Source organism: Halosimplex carlsbadense 2-9-1 (genome assembly GCF_000337455.1).
Taxonomy (GTDB): domain Archaea; phylum Halobacteriota; class Halobacteria; order Halobacteriales; family Haloarculaceae; genus Halosimplex; species Halosimplex carlsbadense.
The window spans coordinates 155,775-172,194 of sequence record NZ_AOIU01000048.1 but is presented as its reverse complement, the minus strand read 5'-3'; the positions used below and the strand labels follow the sequence as shown (position 1 = coordinate 172,194).

General features: G+C 68.2%; 11 protein-coding genes. 8 read left to right on the top strand and 3 right to left on the bottom strand.

The window, feature by feature from the left end:
* Positions 1 to 238, bottom strand: a 238-nt coding sequence (locus C475_RS21670) for a DUF4147 domain-containing protein (RefSeq protein ID WP_006886060.1), incomplete at its 3' end; no start/stop codon positions are given.
* 108 nt (positions 239 to 346) lie between these two features.
* On the opposite strand from C475_RS21670, the gene C475_RS22660 reads away from it, so the two are divergent.
* The 3 genes from C475_RS22660 (at position 347) to C475_RS21655 (ending at position 4,268) form a co-directional block, all read left to right on the top strand.
* Positions 347 to 1,429, top strand: coding sequence for an alpha/beta hydrolase family protein (locus tag C475_RS22660; RefSeq protein WP_006886059.1), 1,083 nt, complete (start codon positions 347 to 349; stop codon positions 1,427 to 1,429).
* A gap of 25 nt (positions 1,430 to 1,454) precedes the next feature.
* Positions 1,455 to 2,627: a galactonate dehydratase gene (gene dgoD / locus C475_RS21660; RefSeq protein WP_006886058.1), complete on the top strand. Its 1,173-nt coding sequence runs from the start codon at positions 1,455 to 1,457 to the stop codon at positions 2,625 to 2,627.
* A gap of 93 nt (positions 2,628 to 2,720) precedes the next feature.
* Positions 2,721 to 4,268, top strand: coding sequence for a glycoside hydrolase family 28 protein (locus tag C475_RS21655; RefSeq protein ID WP_006886056.1), 1,548 nt, complete (start codon positions 2,721 to 2,723; stop codon positions 4,266 to 4,268).
* A 104-nt stretch (positions 4,269 to 4,372) separates the two neighbouring features.
* On the opposite strand, the gene C475_RS21650 is transcribed toward C475_RS21655, so the two are convergent.
* On the bottom strand, positions 4,373 to 6,598 hold the full coding sequence (locus C475_RS21650; protein ID WP_006886055.1) for a DUF1349 domain-containing protein: 2,226 nt from the start codon (positions 6,596 to 6,598) through the stop codon (positions 4,373 to 4,375).
* A 786-nt stretch (positions 6,599 to 7,384) separates the two neighbouring features.
* Between C475_RS21650 and C475_RS21645 the strand changes: the two genes are divergently transcribed.
* Complete coding sequence (locus tag C475_RS21645) at positions 7,385 to 8,431, top strand: Gfo/Idh/MocA family protein (RefSeq protein WP_006886054.1); 1,047 nt, start codon at positions 7,385 to 7,387, stop codon at positions 8,429 to 8,431.
* Between the two features lie 156 nt (positions 8,432 to 8,587).
* Complete coding sequence (locus C475_RS21640; RefSeq protein WP_152436576.1) at positions 8,588 to 11,131, top strand: DUF7282 domain-containing protein; 2,544 nt, start codon at positions 8,588 to 8,590, stop codon at positions 11,129 to 11,131.
* Between the two features lie 252 nt (positions 11,132 to 11,383).
* Here the strand turns inward: C475_RS21640 and C475_RS21635 are convergent, their stop codons facing one another.
* Positions 11,384 to 12,835, bottom strand: coding sequence for a pectate lyase (locus tag C475_RS21635; RefSeq protein WP_152436575.1), 1,452 nt, complete (start codon positions 12,833 to 12,835; stop codon positions 11,384 to 11,386).
* A 197-nt stretch (positions 12,836 to 13,032) separates the two neighbouring features.
* Here C475_RS21635 and C475_RS21630 point away from each other — a divergent pair, with 197 nt between their 5' ends.
* The 3 genes from C475_RS21630 (at position 13,033) to C475_RS21620 (ending at position 16,400) form a co-directional block, all read left to right on the top strand.
* A complete protein-coding gene (locus C475_RS21630; RefSeq protein ID WP_049931156.1) occupies positions 13,033 to 14,943 on the top strand; it encodes an ABC transporter substrate-binding protein in 1,911 nt (636 codons plus the stop codon).
* 127 nt (positions 14,944 to 15,070) lie between these two features.
* Positions 15,071 to 15,265, top strand: a complete 195-nt coding sequence (locus C475_RS21625) for a hypothetical protein (protein WP_006886050.1) — start codon at positions 15,071 to 15,073, stop codon at positions 15,263 to 15,265.
* A 130-nt stretch (positions 15,266 to 15,395) separates the two neighbouring features.
* Complete coding sequence (locus C475_RS21620; protein ID WP_082223399.1) at positions 15,396 to 16,400, top strand: ABC transporter permease; 1,005 nt, start codon at positions 15,396 to 15,398, stop codon at positions 16,398 to 16,400.
* Positions 16,401 to 16,420: the final 20 nt, after the last annotated feature.

Sequence of the window (16,420 nt, the reverse complement as noted above, 5' to 3'; positions counted from 1 at the left end):
GGATTGATTCGAGTTCGCGAGCGACGCCACCGGCGGCCTTCCCGGCGCCGACGACGACCACGTCGTCGTACGCGTCGAGGTCGTACGTCGAGTCAGCGACCGTGAGCGTCCGCGCGTCCAGGCCGACCGCCGAACGCGTCGCCGTCTCGGGCGAGCCCGCCTCGATCGCCGCCTCGATGCAGTCCAGCGCCGCCGCCCGGTCGGCGTCGGTCGCGAGCGCGTCCCTGTTCGAGAACATGCTCGTGTCGTCGACCCGGGCGCTCAAAATATCTTCTACCGCCGACTCGTCCGACCGCTCGGGGCACCGATCGGCTTTATCTCCCCTCCCCGGCCATCGGGAGGTATCATGAGCGAGGGCGAAGACGGAGACGAACACCTGTATCCCGACGAGTGGACCGAACGCCTGTTCCGGGACCACGAGCGCCGTCACGCCTACGACGGGGTGACCGGCGACGCGTTCCGAGCCTGGCAGTCGGCGTTCCGTGCGGACCTCCGCTCGGTCCTCGGACTCCCGACCATCGAGGCCGCCGGCGTCCCCTCGCTCGTCCCCGAGCGCGTCGAGCGAACGGACGGCGGGGCGGACGCCGACGGAGAGTCACACCGGCGCGAGGAGTGGCGGCTGCGGACCGAGTCGGGCTTTCGGCTCCCCGTCTCGATTCTCCTCCCCGACGACCGCGATCCGCCCTATCCCGTCGCGGTCACGCTCCACGGCCACGGCGAGGGCGGCCGAGCGGTCGCCACCGGCCGGCCGGCGACCGACGAGCAGCGCCGGCAGGTCCGCGAAGACGAGCGCGACGTGGCCGTCCAGGCCGTCGAACGCGGGTACGCCGCGCTCGCACCGACGACTCGCGGACTCGGAGACCTCGCCAACCGCGAGGACGAGGAGCTGGGCTATCGCACCTGTCACACGCTGCAACTCCACGCGCAACTGTTCGGGCGGTCGCTGGCCGGCGACCGCGTGTGGGACGTGACGCGCCTGCTCGATTTCGTCGAGGCCGACGACCGGTTCGACGACGACCGGGTCGTCGTGACGGGCCACTCCGGCGGCGGCGCGACCGCGCTGTTCGCCGCGGCCGTCGACGAACGCGTCGACATCGCCGCGGTGTCGTCGTATTTCTGTTCGTTCGAGGACTCGATCGCCGCCGTCGACCACTGCGAGTGCAACTACGTCCCCGGCCTCCTCGGCCTGGGCGAGCAGTGGGACATCGCCGGCCTCGTCGCGCCGCGGCCGTTCGTCGCCGTCAACGGCGTCGAGGACTCTATCTTCCCGATCGAGGGAGCCCGTCGGGCCTTCGAGCGACTGGAAGCGATCTACGACGCGGTCGACGCGGCGGACCGCTGCGAACTCTACGAGGGTGAGGGCGGCCACCGGTACTACGCCGACGGGGTCTGGCCGTTCGTCGGGAGACACGGGGACGTAGATTCATGACCCTGCGCTGTGGAGTCGATGGCAGATGCGGATCACTGATTACGAGCTTTACGAGGTACCGCCGCGCTGGCAGCTCCTGAAACTGGAGACCAGCGACGGGCGCGTCGGCTGGGGCGAACCGTACACCAAGTGGCACTACGAGGGCACGGCGCCGTCGGCGACGCCGGCCGCGGTCGACCAGATGATGGAGAAGTACGTCCTCGGAGCGGACCCCGCTCCCATCGAGGACCACTGGCAGGCGATGTACCGGAGCAGCTTCTACCGCGGGGGACCGATCCACATGAGCGCCATCGCCGGCATCGACCAGGCGCTGTGGGACCTCAAGGGCAAGGAGTTCGGTGCGCCGGTGTACGAACTGCTCGGCGGCCCGGCCCGGGAGCGCGTCCGCACGTATCAGCACGTTCGGGGCCACCGCGACGACGCCGAGGACCCCGCGGCGGCCGCCGCCCGCGCCGCCGAGCGCGAGGTCGACGCCGGCTTCCGGGCGCTGAAGCTCGTCCCGACCGGCGGGCTCGAACCCATCGACACGCCCGCAAGCGTCGAGGCCGCGGCCGATATCGTCGGCGCCGTGCGCCAGGCGGTCGGGTCCGACGTGGACGTGGCCGTCGACTTCCACGGCCGGGCGTCGAAGACGATGGCGCGCCAGCTCGCCGCGGCGCTCGAACCATACGACCCGATGTTCGTCGAGGAGCCCGTGACACCGGAACACGACCACGCCCTGCCGCGGATCGCCGAGTCGACCCGGCTGCCCATCGCGACCGGCGAGCGGCTGTACTCCCGCTCGGACTTCCGGCCGCTGCTGGAGGCCGACGCCGTCGACGTGGTCCAGCCGGACGTGTCCAACGCCGGCGGCATCACCGAGACGAAGAAGATCGCCGATATGGCCGAGACTTACGACGCCACGATCGCACCGCACTGCCCGATGGGGCCGGTCTGTACCGCCGCCTCGCTCCAGATCGACGCCGCCGTCCCCAACGCGCTCGTTCAGGAGCAGGTCCTCCACTCGACCGACGGAGCGTTCCGCTACGTCGACAACCCCGAGATGTTCGACGTGTCGGAGGGGTTCATCGCCGTTCCCGACGGCCCCGGCCTGGGCGTCGAGATAGACGAGGAGACGGTCGCCGAGTTCGACGGCCGGGACTTGTCTTTCTCCCGCCCGCTCGGTCGCCGCGCCGACGGGAGCGTCGGCGAGCGCTGACGGTTCGACCGAGGCGGGCCGAACGGACGACCGGCCGTCGGCGTCGTGGCGAGGGTGGGAAGTTTTATCACTCGGGTCGGTGATCGTGGGAATATGACCGACAGCGACGGGAGACGCGACGTGAGAGACTTCGGTGCCGTCGGCACCGGGGACGAGCGAGACACGGCCGCCCTGCAGTCCGCCCTCGACGAGTGCGCGGGGACGGGTGGGACAGTGGTCGTCCCGTCCGGGAAGTACCTGACGGGCCCGCTCACGGTCGGGAGCCACACCACGCTGGAGCTGGAGGCGGGCGCGACCCTTTCGTTCGTCCGTGACCACGAGGCGTTCCCGGCCCGGGAGAGCCGCTGGGAGGGGTGGGAGCAGACCGGCTTCCACCCCTGTCTGCTCGTCGCAGAGGCCGAGAACGTCGAGATCACTGGCCGTGGCACCGTCGACGGCCAGGGCGACTACTGGTGGCAGTTCTACGGCGTCGACGACGACGAGCTGCCCGCCTCGCTCGCCGACCGCCTCGACTCGTTCCACGAAGCGAACGACAAGGCCGACGACGTGAGCAGTTTCACGCTCCGGCCGCCCCTGTTCCAGGTCGACCGTTCGACGAACGTCTCCGTCTCGGGGATCACCCTCCGGAACTCCCCGTTCTGGAACACCCACGTCGTCTACTCCGACAACGTGACGCTCCACGACGTGAACGTCGAGAACCCGGCGGACGCGCCCAACGGCGACGGGATCGACATCGACTCCTCGCGGTACGTCCGGATCAGCGACTGCTATCTGAACGCCGGCGACGACGCCGTCTGCATCAAATCGGGCAAGGACGAGGAGGGGCGCCGGATCGGCCGCCCGGCCTCGGGGATCACCGTGACGAACTGCACGGTCGAGGCCGGTCACGGCGGGGTCGTCATCGGCTCCGAGATGTCCGGTGACGTGCGCGACGTGACCGTCAGCAACTGCACGTTCACCGACACCGACCGGGGTATCCGGATCAAGACTCAGCGCGGCCGCGGCGGCGTGGTCGAGGACTGCCGCTTCGACAACCTCGTCATGCGACGGGTCGCCTGTCCGTTCACCATCAACGGGTACTACTTCATGGACATCGACAGCGACCCGATCCCCGTCGACGAGTCGACGCCGATGGTCCGCAACATCGCCTACTCGGACATCATCGCCCGCGACGTCGAGACGGCCGGCTTCTTCGCGGGGCTCCCCGAGCAGCGCTTCGAGAACATCTCCTTCTCGAACGTCGAGATCGACGCGACACGCTCGCTCGACGCGACGGACCTCTCGCCGGCGATGGCCGACGGCTTCGACCAGCGCCACGGCCTGTTCTGCAAGTCCATCACGGACATCTCCCTCTCGAACGTCCGTATCCGAACCGCCGACGGTCCCGCGCTCGCCTTCGAGGAGACGGGTCGCGTCTCGATCGACGGGCTGCACGTCGACGGCGACCAGGAGACCCCGATCGTCGATATCCGCGGCGTCGACGAGACGCTCGTCAGCGGTTGCGACTGGACGGGCGAGGGGACCTTCCTGCGGGTCCGCGGCGACGAGTCGGGCCGCATCTCCTTCGCGGGCAACCACGGCGACCTGGCCGACGGCGTCGCGGCGCCCGCCGTCGAGCACGAGTCGACCGACTGGGTCTGAGACGGCTCCGATTCTCGCCGACGATGCGCGGGAGTCGAGTTTCGACGACGAGCGACCGCTGAGCGTCGAGAGAGCGGAGAACGGGGATAGCCGGACGGCCCGTGTTACGGTTCGACGGCGAGGGCCTGCTCGCGCAGCCAGGCCTTCAGGCCGGTCGTCGGCACGTCGAGCGAGTGGGTGTTCTCTTCGAGTTCGGGGTAGCCACCGACGGCCTCCTGACTGTCGATGACGCCGCCCTCGCCGTTGCGGATGTTCGCGACGATCCGCTCGTCGTGTTCGGTGCGGTCGGCCGGCCGCGCGCCGGCGTTTTCCAGATTGTGGGACGCGACCGCCGAGGAAGCGACGGCGGTCAGCGCCTCCGGCCAGTGGGGCCGCGAGTCCAGCTGCGAGATGCCCTCGCCTATCATGGGCACGTCGCCGTCGCCGGCCTGGACGTTGTCCTCGGCGTAGACTTCGCCCTCGCCGAAGAGGTTGGGCTGGTCGGTCTGAGGGTCCTCGAAGACGTTGCCGACGATGGCGTGGCTCGTCTCGGGGTCCGCCCACATCCCGTCGTGGTAGTGGTGGATGTAGTTGTTGACGATGACCGTCTCGGTCCCCTGCTTGAGGCGGGGGTTGCGGTCGGTGCCCAGCGCGTAGACGTTGCCGACGGCGGTGACGTTCTTCGCGCGGTCGCCGACGATGGAGTTGTAGCCGTGTTCGCCCTTCGCGTGGGTCGCGTCGTTGAGCGGCTCGGCGATCAGGCAGTTGGAGACGGTGGAGTCGCTGGTGTCGTAGCCGACGTTGATGTTCTCGTCGACGGACCACGTGCCGGTACAGTGGTCGATGACGTTGCCCGTCGTGTCGTCGGCCGCTTCGATGGCGTCGGGCTGCCAGCCGTCGCCGCGCTCCATGCCCGCCGTCCCGGGCCGCACGCGGACGTGCTGGACGACGCAGTCGTTGCCGTAGAGCCAGACGCCGCCCCGGATCAGGGTAACGCCCGGCGACGGCGCGGTCTGACCGGCGATCCAGCACTGGTCGTTGCGGACGTTGAGGTCCTCTGCACCGAGGTCGATGGTGCCGCTGGTCTCGAAGACGACGACGCGCGGGCCGGGGATGCTGGTCGCCGCGGCCAGCGCTTCGCGGGTCGGTTCGTCGACGACCACGAGCGGCGTGTCGTCGTCGACCCACGACGCGAAGTCGGCGAACCCGTCCGAGGGGTCGAAGCTGGAGCTGCTGGCCGGTCCCTCTCCGGAGCCGCCGTCGGAGCCGCTCGGCGTCGAGAACAGGTTCGCGACGGTGCTAAACTCCTGGTCGCCGGTGGCGGCAACGGCCCGGAACTGGTAGTAGCGCCGGGGGGTGAGGTCGCCGGCCTCAGCCTCGACCGACCCGGGCTCCGAGAGAGTCGTCGCGTCGGTCGCCGACCACTCGTCGGTGGTCGCCTCGCGGTACTCGAAGCGCACGTCGACGCTGTCGGCGCCGCCCATGCTCTCCAGGGTCCCGCTGAGCGTCGCCGCGTCCGCCGACGAGTCCGCGGCGAGGTCGGAGACGACGGCGGCCTGTGCCACCGAGACGCTCCCGCCGACGATCGGAGAACCGAGGTCCTGGTTGTCCGTCGGTTCGACGCCCGAGAGGTTGCGGAACTTCGCGGTCGTCGCGTTGGCGTTGTCGTGGCTCGTCGCCGCGAGGCCGAGGACGACCGTGTCCGGGAGGTCGATCTGGTCGGTCGTCAGCTCGACCATCAGCCGCCAGTCCTCGCCGTCCTCGGAGCCGTACGCGCGGATCGTGTCGCCGACGCGTTCGAGGCGTTGCCAGGGCGCGTTTTCCATCATGCCGCCCTCGACCCGGCTGAGCGGCGCCCCGTCCTCCGACGTGGTACTCGTCGAGCCCGCGCCGTCCTGGGGGCGCCACTGGGTCGACGTCCCGTAACCGGCGCGATTGCGAACCATCACGTTCCGCGAGGTGGGGTCCAGCGACGCCCGAGCCATCAGCCCCGCCTTGGCGTGGGGGTTGGTGTTCTCGAGCGAGCGTACCTCGACTCGCGCGTCGAAGTCACCGCTGACCTCGGCGTAGTAGATGTGTCCCAGGTCCGTGGAGTTCCAGATGTCGGCACCGCCGGCTGTCATCGTGATGATCGTCGGCCCGTCTCCGCCGCCACCGCCCTCCGCGTCCGCGGTGGTGCCGGTCTCCTCGGGGTCGGGCGTCGCCGTCGGCGTCTCCTCGCTGTCCGTCGGGTCCGCGTCGCCGTCGGGTGTCGCTGTCCCGTCCCCGCCGGACAACGCGGAACAGCCCGCGAGCCCGGCGATCGAGCCGGCCCCCAGCGTACGGATAAAGGTTCGTCTATCAGGGTTCATGGCGTCTGTCCTAACCCGTTCGAATCCACCATATTAGTCTTTTTGGACCGATATGTCCGTCCCGCGGCCCGATCGGTGTCACTCGCCGTCACTCGTTCCCATTCCTGGGCTGTCTCCGGACCGGTATTTCGACGGATTCGAGCCGTCTGCGGGACGAACAGGTGATATTCGACAGCCGTTCCCGGGTGCGGAACGCGTACGCTCGATCCCGTCCGGTCCGTTCGCGCGTCGCGATCGGATGGGTGCGGAGTACGGGCCGCTCTGGGCCCGTTCGGCGTGTTTCGGCCGTCGTCGACCGATCCCGACGCGTTCCCGCTGTGAGAACGGTTGGCGGACGATCGGCGTCGCTTCGACCGTCCACCACGGGGTTCGCGCCGGGGGGTCGTCGGGTGTCGTCCCCCCACTGGCTGGCAGAGCGAACGGATACGGGTCCGCTCGGACGGCTGGAATTACAGTCGTACGTCTGTAATCCGTAAGCGAGTCCCCGACGGCCACCCCTTCCAGAATTACGATTGTAATTGCAGGTGGTCGACAGGGGCGTACCGAAACGAGCCCGCGGCGGTCTCGATAGCGTTCGGGAGGGGAGAATCCGGACGCAAATCGGTCGAGGAGCTCCTTCAGGTGGGATCCGGGGGTCTCCACGCGGTGATAGGCGCTGTTCTCCGTTCCTCTCTGGGGTATATCGGCACGAGCCGACGGCGGTCCGGTCGACGATGGGGCCTCGATGTGGGCGGGCGCCGGCGAGGGGAAACAGTTAATGGCCGATCCGGTCAACTGAGAGCCGTTATGGACGACCGATCGGAGACGCTATCGGTGGGACTCGCGGGTGTCGGGAGCCTCGGTATCAGACTCGGGCGGCAGTTCGAGGAGCTGTCCGGGAGCGAACTGGTCGCGCTCGCGGACGTGAACGAGGAGAGCCTGGCCGAAGCGGGCGCGGAGCTGTCCGTCTCGGCGTCGGCGCAGTACCTCGACTACGAGGCGATGCTCGACGCCGAATCGCTCGACGCGGTCGGCATCGCGACGCCCAACGGGCTTCACTACCGACAGGCCTCGGCCGCGCTGGAGCGCGGTCTCCACGTGCTCTGCGAGAAACCGCTCGCCACGAGCGTCGAGGACGCTTACGACCTCTGGTCGCGGGCCGAGGAGAGCGACCGCACGTTCATGGTCGGCTATCAACGGCACTTCAATCCGGCCTACGACCTCGCGCGCGACCGCTGGGCGCTGGGCGACCGCGAGCCACGGTTCATCACGGGCGAGATCACCCACGACTGGCAGTCCTACTACGAGACGATGGAGGACTGGCGGATGGACCCCGACCTCTCCGGCGGCGGCCACCTGCTCAACGTCGGGACTCACGTCGTCGACGCCATCCTCTGGACGACCGGACTGACGCCCACCCACGTCAACGCCTACGTCGACTTCCACGACGACGACCAGGTCTTCGACAAGCAGTCCTCGACGATCATCGAGTTCGCGGAGGGCGCGATGGCGAACGTCTCGGACACGGGCGTCGTCGCTCGGACGCGCGAGCACGTCCACATCTGGGACGAAGAGGGCGCGGTCTACCTCGAAGGCCGCGAGTGGGACGACCGGACGGGCACGACCATCGACGCCGACGGGACGGTACAGGACCCCTACTCGGGCTACGACCGACGCCTCAGCAAGGGTCGGGCGTTCCTCGACGCCGTCGAGACCGGCGAACAGCCGCCCGCGACGGCGCTCGACGGCCTGAAAGCCGTCGTCGTGACGATGGCCGCCTACGAGTCGGGCCGGCGGAACGAGCGGCTCGCCATCGCCGAGGAGTTCCCCTTCCTCGACGGCGTCTTCGAGTGACCGACCCGCGGCCGCCCGCCCCCCTCGTGGCCGACTTCCCGGGACAGGCGAAACCTGTTCGCCGAACGGTATGTGACGGCGTCTCGTGGTACAAAAACACGAGGTTTTTTAAGGGGCTGAGAGCATTGTAGGAGTTGAATCACGTTCACAGCAAGTATGACACGAGAAACTCATGGGTTCCGAGCTGTCTGTCTGGCGTTCGTGGTGGTCCTGTCGATGGTACCGGCCGCCGCGGCGACAGCGGGCGCGGTCTCGGACGCGACAACTGCACAGGGGTCGGCTTCGGTGTCCGAACACGTTGAAGTCGACAACGAGAGCGCCAAGTCGCTGACGCTCTCGTGGTATCGAGACGACGGCGACGGCAACGGGCCGTACCCGTTCCCGCCCAACGAGTACTCCGGCGACTCGCCGGGGCTGGAGATGATCACGAACGCCGAGGGCGACGCCCACATGCGCGTCGACAACTCGACGGCCCGCAACCCGGGCGGTAACTGGGACATGGCGGTCGTCCACGTCGAGACCTCGGGCGTCGAGGAACTCGACCCCGACGACAACGGCGTCGTCACCGAGAACTTCCTCGCCAGCGAGAACTGGAGCGTCGACGTCAGTCAGGTCGGCGGCGACAAGGAGCTGAACGTCTCCGCGAACCAGCGGGGCTTCGAGCCCGCGCCGGTCGAGGAGAACACCAGCGCCGACATTCCGCCCGTGGTCGTCCTCGGCGACACCGAGGAGGTCGAGGGCGACTGGTCGGTCGGCGACGACCCGGACACCGGCGTCTACGTCTGGATCGACCCGAACCGCGCGACGCTCACGGAGAACGGCGAGGCGGTCGACTTCTCGACCGGCGAGGAGTACCAGGCGACCTTCGACATCCACGGCGAGACCGTCTCGACGAACTTCGAGCTGGTCGACGGCACGGGGACCCTCAACGAGTCCTACGAGCCGGGCAACCGCTTCACCTCCGAGGTCTCGGGCGCGGCCACGCTGGCCGCCGGGACGGAGATGCAGATGGAGCTGACCTTCGAGAACGGCGACACCCAGACCGAGACGGTCGAACTCGAGGGCAACTACGAACTGGGCGGCGACACCGAGGGGACCATCCCCGAAGGGCCCGTCACCGCGGCGTTCAACCTCTCCGGTCGCGAGGACCAGTCGTTCGACCTGACGCTGTACGCGCCGGGCACGCCCCGCGACGACGACGAGTACCTGACCGAGGACAACCGCATCCCGGTCGCTAACTCCTCGGGGACGGTCCAGGACATCATCGACCCGGACTACACCATCGGGTCGGCGAACCTGAGCGACGGGAAGCCGCTGGGGCTGCCCTACGGTATCGAGGACTACTCGACGCCCGCCGAGATCGCCAACAGCATCGGTGACGGCGAGGTCGGCCACGACGACTCGCTCGCCTACGACCCGCAGGGCGCCGAGGCCTGGGACGCGATGTGGCTCCACTACGAGACGAGTCAGTCGGTGTTCCCGGCGATCTCCAAATCGCCCGGCCGCAACGCCAACCAGAAGTTCGTGAACTCGCCGCTCTCGCTGGAGCTAGTCCAGACGAACGCCGACGGCGAGCCCAAGGAACTCGATCTGGCGCGGAACGCCTCCGGGGTCACGGTCGTGCAGGACCCCGACATGGCGGACGAGCGCGTCTACGACAACGAGTCGCAGGGCGTGTTCGTCTACATCGACCCCAACGAGGCAGTCCTCTACCGGGACGGCGAGCCGGTCTCGATGGAGCCCGGTGAGACCTACGAGGGGACCATGACCGTCGAGACGGAGGACGGCGACCTGACGGAGACGGTCACGTTCGAGACGCTCGAAGCCGAGACGTGGGTCGACAACGGCGACCCCGTGGAGGTCTCCCAGACCGAGGAGGCGGAGATCACGCTGAACACCCAGATCGCCGCCGGGGCCGAGTGGACGATCGACGTCACCTCGCCGGACGCCAACGTCTCCGAGTCCTGGAGCGAGATCGTCAACGAGGGCTCCGGTCCGGTGATGGCCGGCAAGATCCCCGGTTCGATGCCCAACTCCTCGGTGTCGGTGACGATGGACACCAGCGGCCTGGAGTACGGCACCGAACTCGTGATCAACGCCTCGCGTATCGAGGACCCGCCGGACTCGCCGGTCTACACGCTGGAGACGACCGCCGAGGTCGTCGCGCCGCCGACCGCGAGCATCTCGATGAGCGACCAGGCCGGTGACGGGCAGTCGGTCGTCGTCGACTCCGTCGAACTGAGCGACGGCGGGTTCGTCTCCGTCCACACCGGCAGCCAGCTCGGCCCGACGGTCGGCGCCACCGAGTTCCTGGAGTCGGGCGAACGCACCGACCTGGAGATTGCGCTCGACGAGGCGGTCTCCGAGGACGCGACTCTCTACGTGGTCGCCCATCAAGACACCAACGGCAACCAGGCCTTCGACTTCCCCGCCGAGGACGACCCGTACGAGGTCGAGGGCTCCGTGATCGCGGCAAGTGGCGCGTACACCGTCGAGTCGACGGAGACGGCCACGCCGACTGCGACCCCGGACCCGACCCCGACGGCCACCGACGAGCCGTCCAGTAGCACGCCGACGGCCACCGACGAGCCCGCGGAGGGCATGGAGACCACGTCCGGCGACGGCCCCGGCTTCGGCGTCGGTGCTGCCGTCGTCGCGCTGCTCGCCGCCGCGCTCGTCGCCGCGTCCCGCCGCGACTGACGGGCACTCCGACCGCGACGTTCATTTTTCCCGCCCCGTTCCCGACGAGCGAGCGTAGCCCTCGTCCGATAGCCTCGGCGGGCGAGAACTGACAGGGTGAGGCGGGGCGCGCGTAGAACGGGCCGCCGAAATCGGACGCGAGCGCCCGCTGTTCGGCGTCCGCCGTTCGTTTCTCGATGTGAAACGGAGAGACGTAACACGCTTGGTCGGCGCCCCGGCCGCCCGGGGACGCCGTGGTCGCCGCCCTGCGCGTCAGCCCTGCTCGACGGCGACGGTGAACTCGCGGAGCCACTCGGCGAGGCCGGTGTCCGGCACGTCCAGGGCGCGCTCGGTCGGCTCGAAGTCGGGGTAGCCGCCGACGTCCTCCTGGCTGTCGATGACACTCCCCTCGCGCGCCTCGACGTCCGTGAGGATGCGTCGGTCGATGGTGTCGCGGTCCGCCGGCCGGGCGCCGACGGCCCCGATGGCACCGTCGTACGCGTCGGCGCCCCGTACGGCGGTGAGACCGTCGGGCCAGAGCGGGCGCTCGTTGACGAGGTCGATGGCGGTCCCGGAGCGGGTGACCGGGATCGACGCCGGTTCGGTCTCGTTGTACGCAATGAAGGCCCTGACCGGCCCGTCGTCGTCCGTGAACGTGGTGCCGACGACTGGCTCGGTCGGGTCGGTCTGCTCGCCGCCGAGGAAGACGTTCCCGACGATGGACGAGCGGGTCTCGTCCGCGACGCCACCGCCGAGGTTGGTCGCCCGCTCGTAGTTGTAGACGACGTTGTTCACCACGACCGAGGTCGACCCGCCCTTGAGCCGGGGGTGGCGCGCGACGTTGTTCGCCCAGAGGTTCCCCGCGATGGTCACCCGCTTGCTCCGGTCCATCACCAGCGTCCCGTAGCCGTGTTCGCCTTTCGGGTGGATCGAGTCGTTGAGCGCCTCGGCGATCAGGTTGTTCGAGTAGGTGATCTCCGGGTTCTCCGCGCCGCCGTTCGTCGAGACCGTCTCGTCGGTGCCCCACGTCGCTGAGCAGTGGTCGACGATGACGTTCGCTCCGCCCTCGTTGCCGATGGAGTCGATCGGCCCGGAGAGGTCGTCTCCGGGGCGCACACGGAGATGCTGGAGTATAACGTTGTCGGCGCCGACCGTGATGCCGCCCCGGACGAGCGTGATCCCGGGCGACGGCGCCGTCTGGCCGGCGACGAAGACGTTCGGTCGCGAGACGGACAGCGACTGCCCCTCGAGATCGATCACGCCGCCGACCTCGAAGACGACGATGCGCGCACCCTCGCGGTTCAGCGCCCAGCGGAGCGACCCCTCGCCCGACGCGTCGAGGGTGGTGACTTTCACGACCTCGGGCATCGCACCCGAGAGCCACGAGGCGTCCGCGAAGCCGTCCGTCGGGGCGACGTGGGAACTCGGCGAGTCGTCGAGGACCGACGCGTCGAACCCCGACGGGGCCTCCGTCGCCGTCTCCGTGGGGGCGGTCGCCGGCGTCGCCGTGGGATCGGCGGTCGGTGCGTCCGTCGGCGCGGCGGTCTCCGCGGGCGCCGGAGAGTCCGTCCCGGCCGGTTCGTCGGTCGAACCGTCGCCGAGCGCGTTACAGCCGGTGAGGCCAGTTGTCACACCAGCGCCGGCGAGCGCGAGGAGTCGACGCCGGGTCACGGGTGAACTGCGAGTCCGATCACTGCCACTGTCGGAACCGCGCTCCTCAGACATACTCCACTCCATGCGAGGCCACCCGTTAAAGTTGCCGGAGCGAGGCGCGCGCCCGCCGATCGGTCCCGGCCGTGGGCCCGGATCCCGTCTCACCCACCCGGTCGTCGGCGGCCCGACCCCAGATTTCGACGCCGGTTTTCCCGAAAGTATCCGTCAATATAGTTAATTATATATAGGGCGATGTGCAAGGTCGGTGCATGCCAGACTTTGACAACTGGCGGGCAGAAGCGAGTACGAGACGCGACTTCCTCCGTGCCGGCGCAGCAGGGAGCGTCATCATGCTCGCCGGGTGCTCGGGCGACGGTGATTCGACACCGACCTCGGGCGACGGTGGCGATGGTGGCGACGGCGGGAGCGACGGTGGCGACGGCGGGGACGGCGGCGACGGCATGTCCGGCGTCAACGACGCCCGGTTCCGCCTGTTCGACCACGCCGACGCGGCGCCGCCCGAACGGCACCTGAATCCGTGGAACCCGGCCCAGACGGGCTGCTGGTGGCCCGGCGCGGCGATCATGGACCGCCCGGCGGCCTACAGTCCGTCGGCCGACGAGATCATCAACGTGATGATCGAGGACTGGGAGATGACGGACGACACGACGCTCGAGGCCACGTTCCGCGACGACTACACGTGGCACAACGGGGACCAGTTCGTCGCCCAGGACTACGCGATGGAACAGCAGATCGAGCTGGAGATCCTCAAGGCGAGCGCCGAGGACGGGGAGAACGCTCACGTCGCGATGGAGAGCATCGAGGCGGTCGACGACCAGCTCGTCCGCGTCAACCTCCACACGCCGTACGCGCCGAAGTTCGCGATGCAGAACACCATCGCGGACTACCACGGCAACCTCGCCCGCGGCGTCTTCACCAAGCACGACGACGACCAGTGGAGCGACTGGCACGACCGCCTCCGGAACAGCTCGGGCGACGACAAGACGGCGGTCATCGAGGAGATCACGACGACGAGCTACCCGAAGATCACGGACAACCCGATCGGCCACGGTCCCTTCCAGATCGCGGACGTCGGTGACAACATCATCGTCTGCGAGCTCTACGAGGACCACCCCAACGCCGAGAACATCAACTTCCGGGAGTTCGCCATGCGGAACTTCCCGAACACGAACCAGCCGGTCCAGCCGTACGCGAGCAACCAGATCGACGCCACGGCCGGCGGGTTCCCGGTGCAGGACGACCTCAAGGGCCAGCTGCCCGACACGCACTCGCTCTACCGCGAGGCGCGCTCGGCCAACAGCCTGTTCACGTTCAACTGCGGGGCCAACAACGACTACGACACGCCGGTCAACGACCGCAACGTCCGGAAGGCAATCTGTCACGTCTTCAACCGACAGGGCGTCGACCAGCTCCTCCAGGGCGTCAAGCGTCGCTTCGAGTGGCCGCCCTGCCGCGTCCCGGGCCGCATCCTCGAACTCGGCGAACACGAGTCGACCGAGTGGGTCCAGGACTTCGAGATGTACGGCCAGAACAACACCGAACGGGCCGCCGAGTACCTGCGCAAGTCCGACTTCGAACAGGACAGCAACGGTAACTGGCTGACCCCCGACGGCGAGCAGTTCGAGCTGGGCTTCCTCAACGCCACCGAGCGCGTCGACTTCCAGGTGCTCCAGAAGAACCTGGAGGACTTCGGCATCAGCGTCACCCAGGAGTCCGTCGACACGGCGACGTTCGACGAGCGCCGACAGAATGGCGAGTACGAGATGATCCCCGACGGCTCCTCTGCCAACGGCATCACCGCGATGTGGGCGCCGGGCCTGGTCGTCGACTGGCTGTCGAGCCTCGCGCAGTTCTCGATGGAACAGACCATCCCGATGCCCATCGGCGATCCCGAGGGCTCGTCCGGGACCAAGGACATCAACGTCGCCGAACACATCCAGAGCTGGCAGACCACCGGCGACTCCGAGTACCACAAGGAGCTGATGTGGTGGTGGAACCAGCACGTCCCGGAGCACGAGAACATGTACGAGCCCGACGCGGGCGCGTTCAACACGCAGAACTGGTCGCTCAACGCCGCCCCGGAGATCACCGAGGGTATCGACGACGCGCTGTTCATCGCGACGAAGGTCGGCGACGGCATCAGTTACACCGGTAACTGACTCCCGACCACCCACGCATCGACCTGCCGACCGCCGCGGCTCCGATCTATCCGTCTTTTTTCTCCGTTCCGCTTCCGCGCGTGCCCCCGAGCGAACGCTTATGTGCGCTCGCGCTCAGTCGGTGGATATGGGACTGTTGCGATCCGCCGCGAAGGTGATACTCGGCGTAGACATCCTCTTTTTGCTCCTGCTCGCCTTTTCCTTTTACTACCTCGACCCCGGCACGGCACCGTACGTCACCGCGCAACTGACGCTGGTCCCGGTCGCGCTGTCGTTCGTCGCCGCCGCGATCGTCATCCGGACGGGCTGGGAGCCGTTCTGACCCTTGCGGCGCGAAACGGCGACCGATCGCCGCCGACCCGGCAGTCGGCGGGTCGATAGGGGTCGGCCCCGCGCACGCGGAGGGATACATTGAAGAGGGTCGGAACCACTACCGTATGAGTAGTAGGATCATGGTAAACATAGACTGGCGTCTGCGCAGATTAGGGCAGACAGCGTTCACCGCGTGGGTGGTCATCACGCTCTCGTTCGTGATCGTCCGGATGATGCCGGGCAATCCGATGGGCGCGATGATACAGCAGCTGGAGCGGCGGGGGATGGACCCGGTGCGAGCGCGCGAGCTCGTCGAACTCCGGTTGAGTATCGACCCGACGAAACCGATCCCGGCGGCGTACGTCGACTACATGATAAATATGGCCCAGGGGAACCTCGGGCGGTCGACGTACTATCAGGAGACGGTCGTCGACATCATCGCACAGGCGCTGCCGTGGACCCTGTTCGTGTTGAGCTGGGCGACGTTCATCAGCTTCTTCATCGGTATCTCCGTCGGCGCGCTGATGGCCTATTGGGAAGGTGGGAAACTGGACGTGGGGCTGACCTCGTGGGCGATCCTCATGGGTTCGATCCCGTTCTACGTGCTGGCTATCATGCTGCTCATCTTCATGGCGTACCGCTGGGGCTGGTTCCCGGTCGGCGGCCGGCGGCCGACGGGGGTCGATCCCGGGTTGACCTGGCCGTACATATCGGGGGTGGTCAGACACGCGGCGCTGCCGATACTGTCGATGATCGTCGCCTCGGGCGTCGCCTCACTGGGCATGCGTGGCAACGCGATCCGCGTGCTCGGCGAGGACTACCTGCGGGTCGCCCGGCTCCGCGGGCTCTCGGACGTGACCATTTCGACGCAGTACGTCGCCCGAAACGCGATCCTCCCGATGTACACGACGCTGCTGATCGGCATCGGCGAGATGTTCGGCGGGTCGGTCATCCTCGAGCAGGTGTTCCAGTACCGCGGTATCGGCTGGTACATGCTGTCGGCGACCTACCAGCGGGACTACCCGCTGATGATGGGCGGGTTCGTCGTCATCACGCTCGCGGTCGTCTTCGCGCTGCTTTTGGCCGACCTCACCTACGGCTACCTCGACCCGCGGGCGAAGGGACAGGAAAGTGAGGTCTACTGATATGAACTACTCGCGACACG

Coding starts and splice junctions, on each gene's coding strand:
- C475_RS21620 (WP_082223399.1), top strand. CDS start 15,396: ATGGTAAACATAGACTGGCGTCTGCGCAGATTAGGGCAGACAGCGTTC.
- C475_RS21645 (WP_006886054.1), top strand. CDS start 7,385: ATGGACGACCGATCGGAGACGCTATCGGTGGGACTCGCGGGTGTCGGG.
- C475_RS21630 (WP_049931156.1), top strand. CDS start 13,033: ATGCCAGACTTTGACAACTGGCGGGCAGAAGCGAGTACGAGACGCGAC.
- C475_RS21635 (WP_152436575.1), bottom strand. CDS start 12,835: ATGTCTGAGGAGCGCGGTTCCGACAGTGGCAGTGATCGGACTCGCAGT.
- C475_RS22660 (WP_006886059.1), top strand. CDS start 347: ATGAGCGAGGGCGAAGACGGAGACGAACACCTGTATCCCGACGAGTGG.
- C475_RS21655 (WP_006886056.1), top strand. CDS start 2,721: ATGACCGACAGCGACGGGAGACGCGACGTGAGAGACTTCGGTGCCGTC.
- C475_RS21640 (WP_152436576.1), top strand. CDS start 8,588: ATGACACGAGAAACTCATGGGTTCCGAGCTGTCTGTCTGGCGTTCGTG.
- C475_RS21650 (WP_006886055.1), bottom strand. CDS start 6,598: ATGAACCCTGATAGACGAACCTTTATCCGTACGCTGGGGGCCGGCTCG.
- dgoD (WP_006886058.1), top strand. CDS start 1,455: ATGCGGATCACTGATTACGAGCTTTACGAGGTACCGCCGCGCTGGCAG.
- C475_RS21625 (WP_006886050.1), top strand. CDS start 15,071: ATGGGACTGTTGCGATCCGCCGCGAAGGTGATACTCGGCGTAGACATC.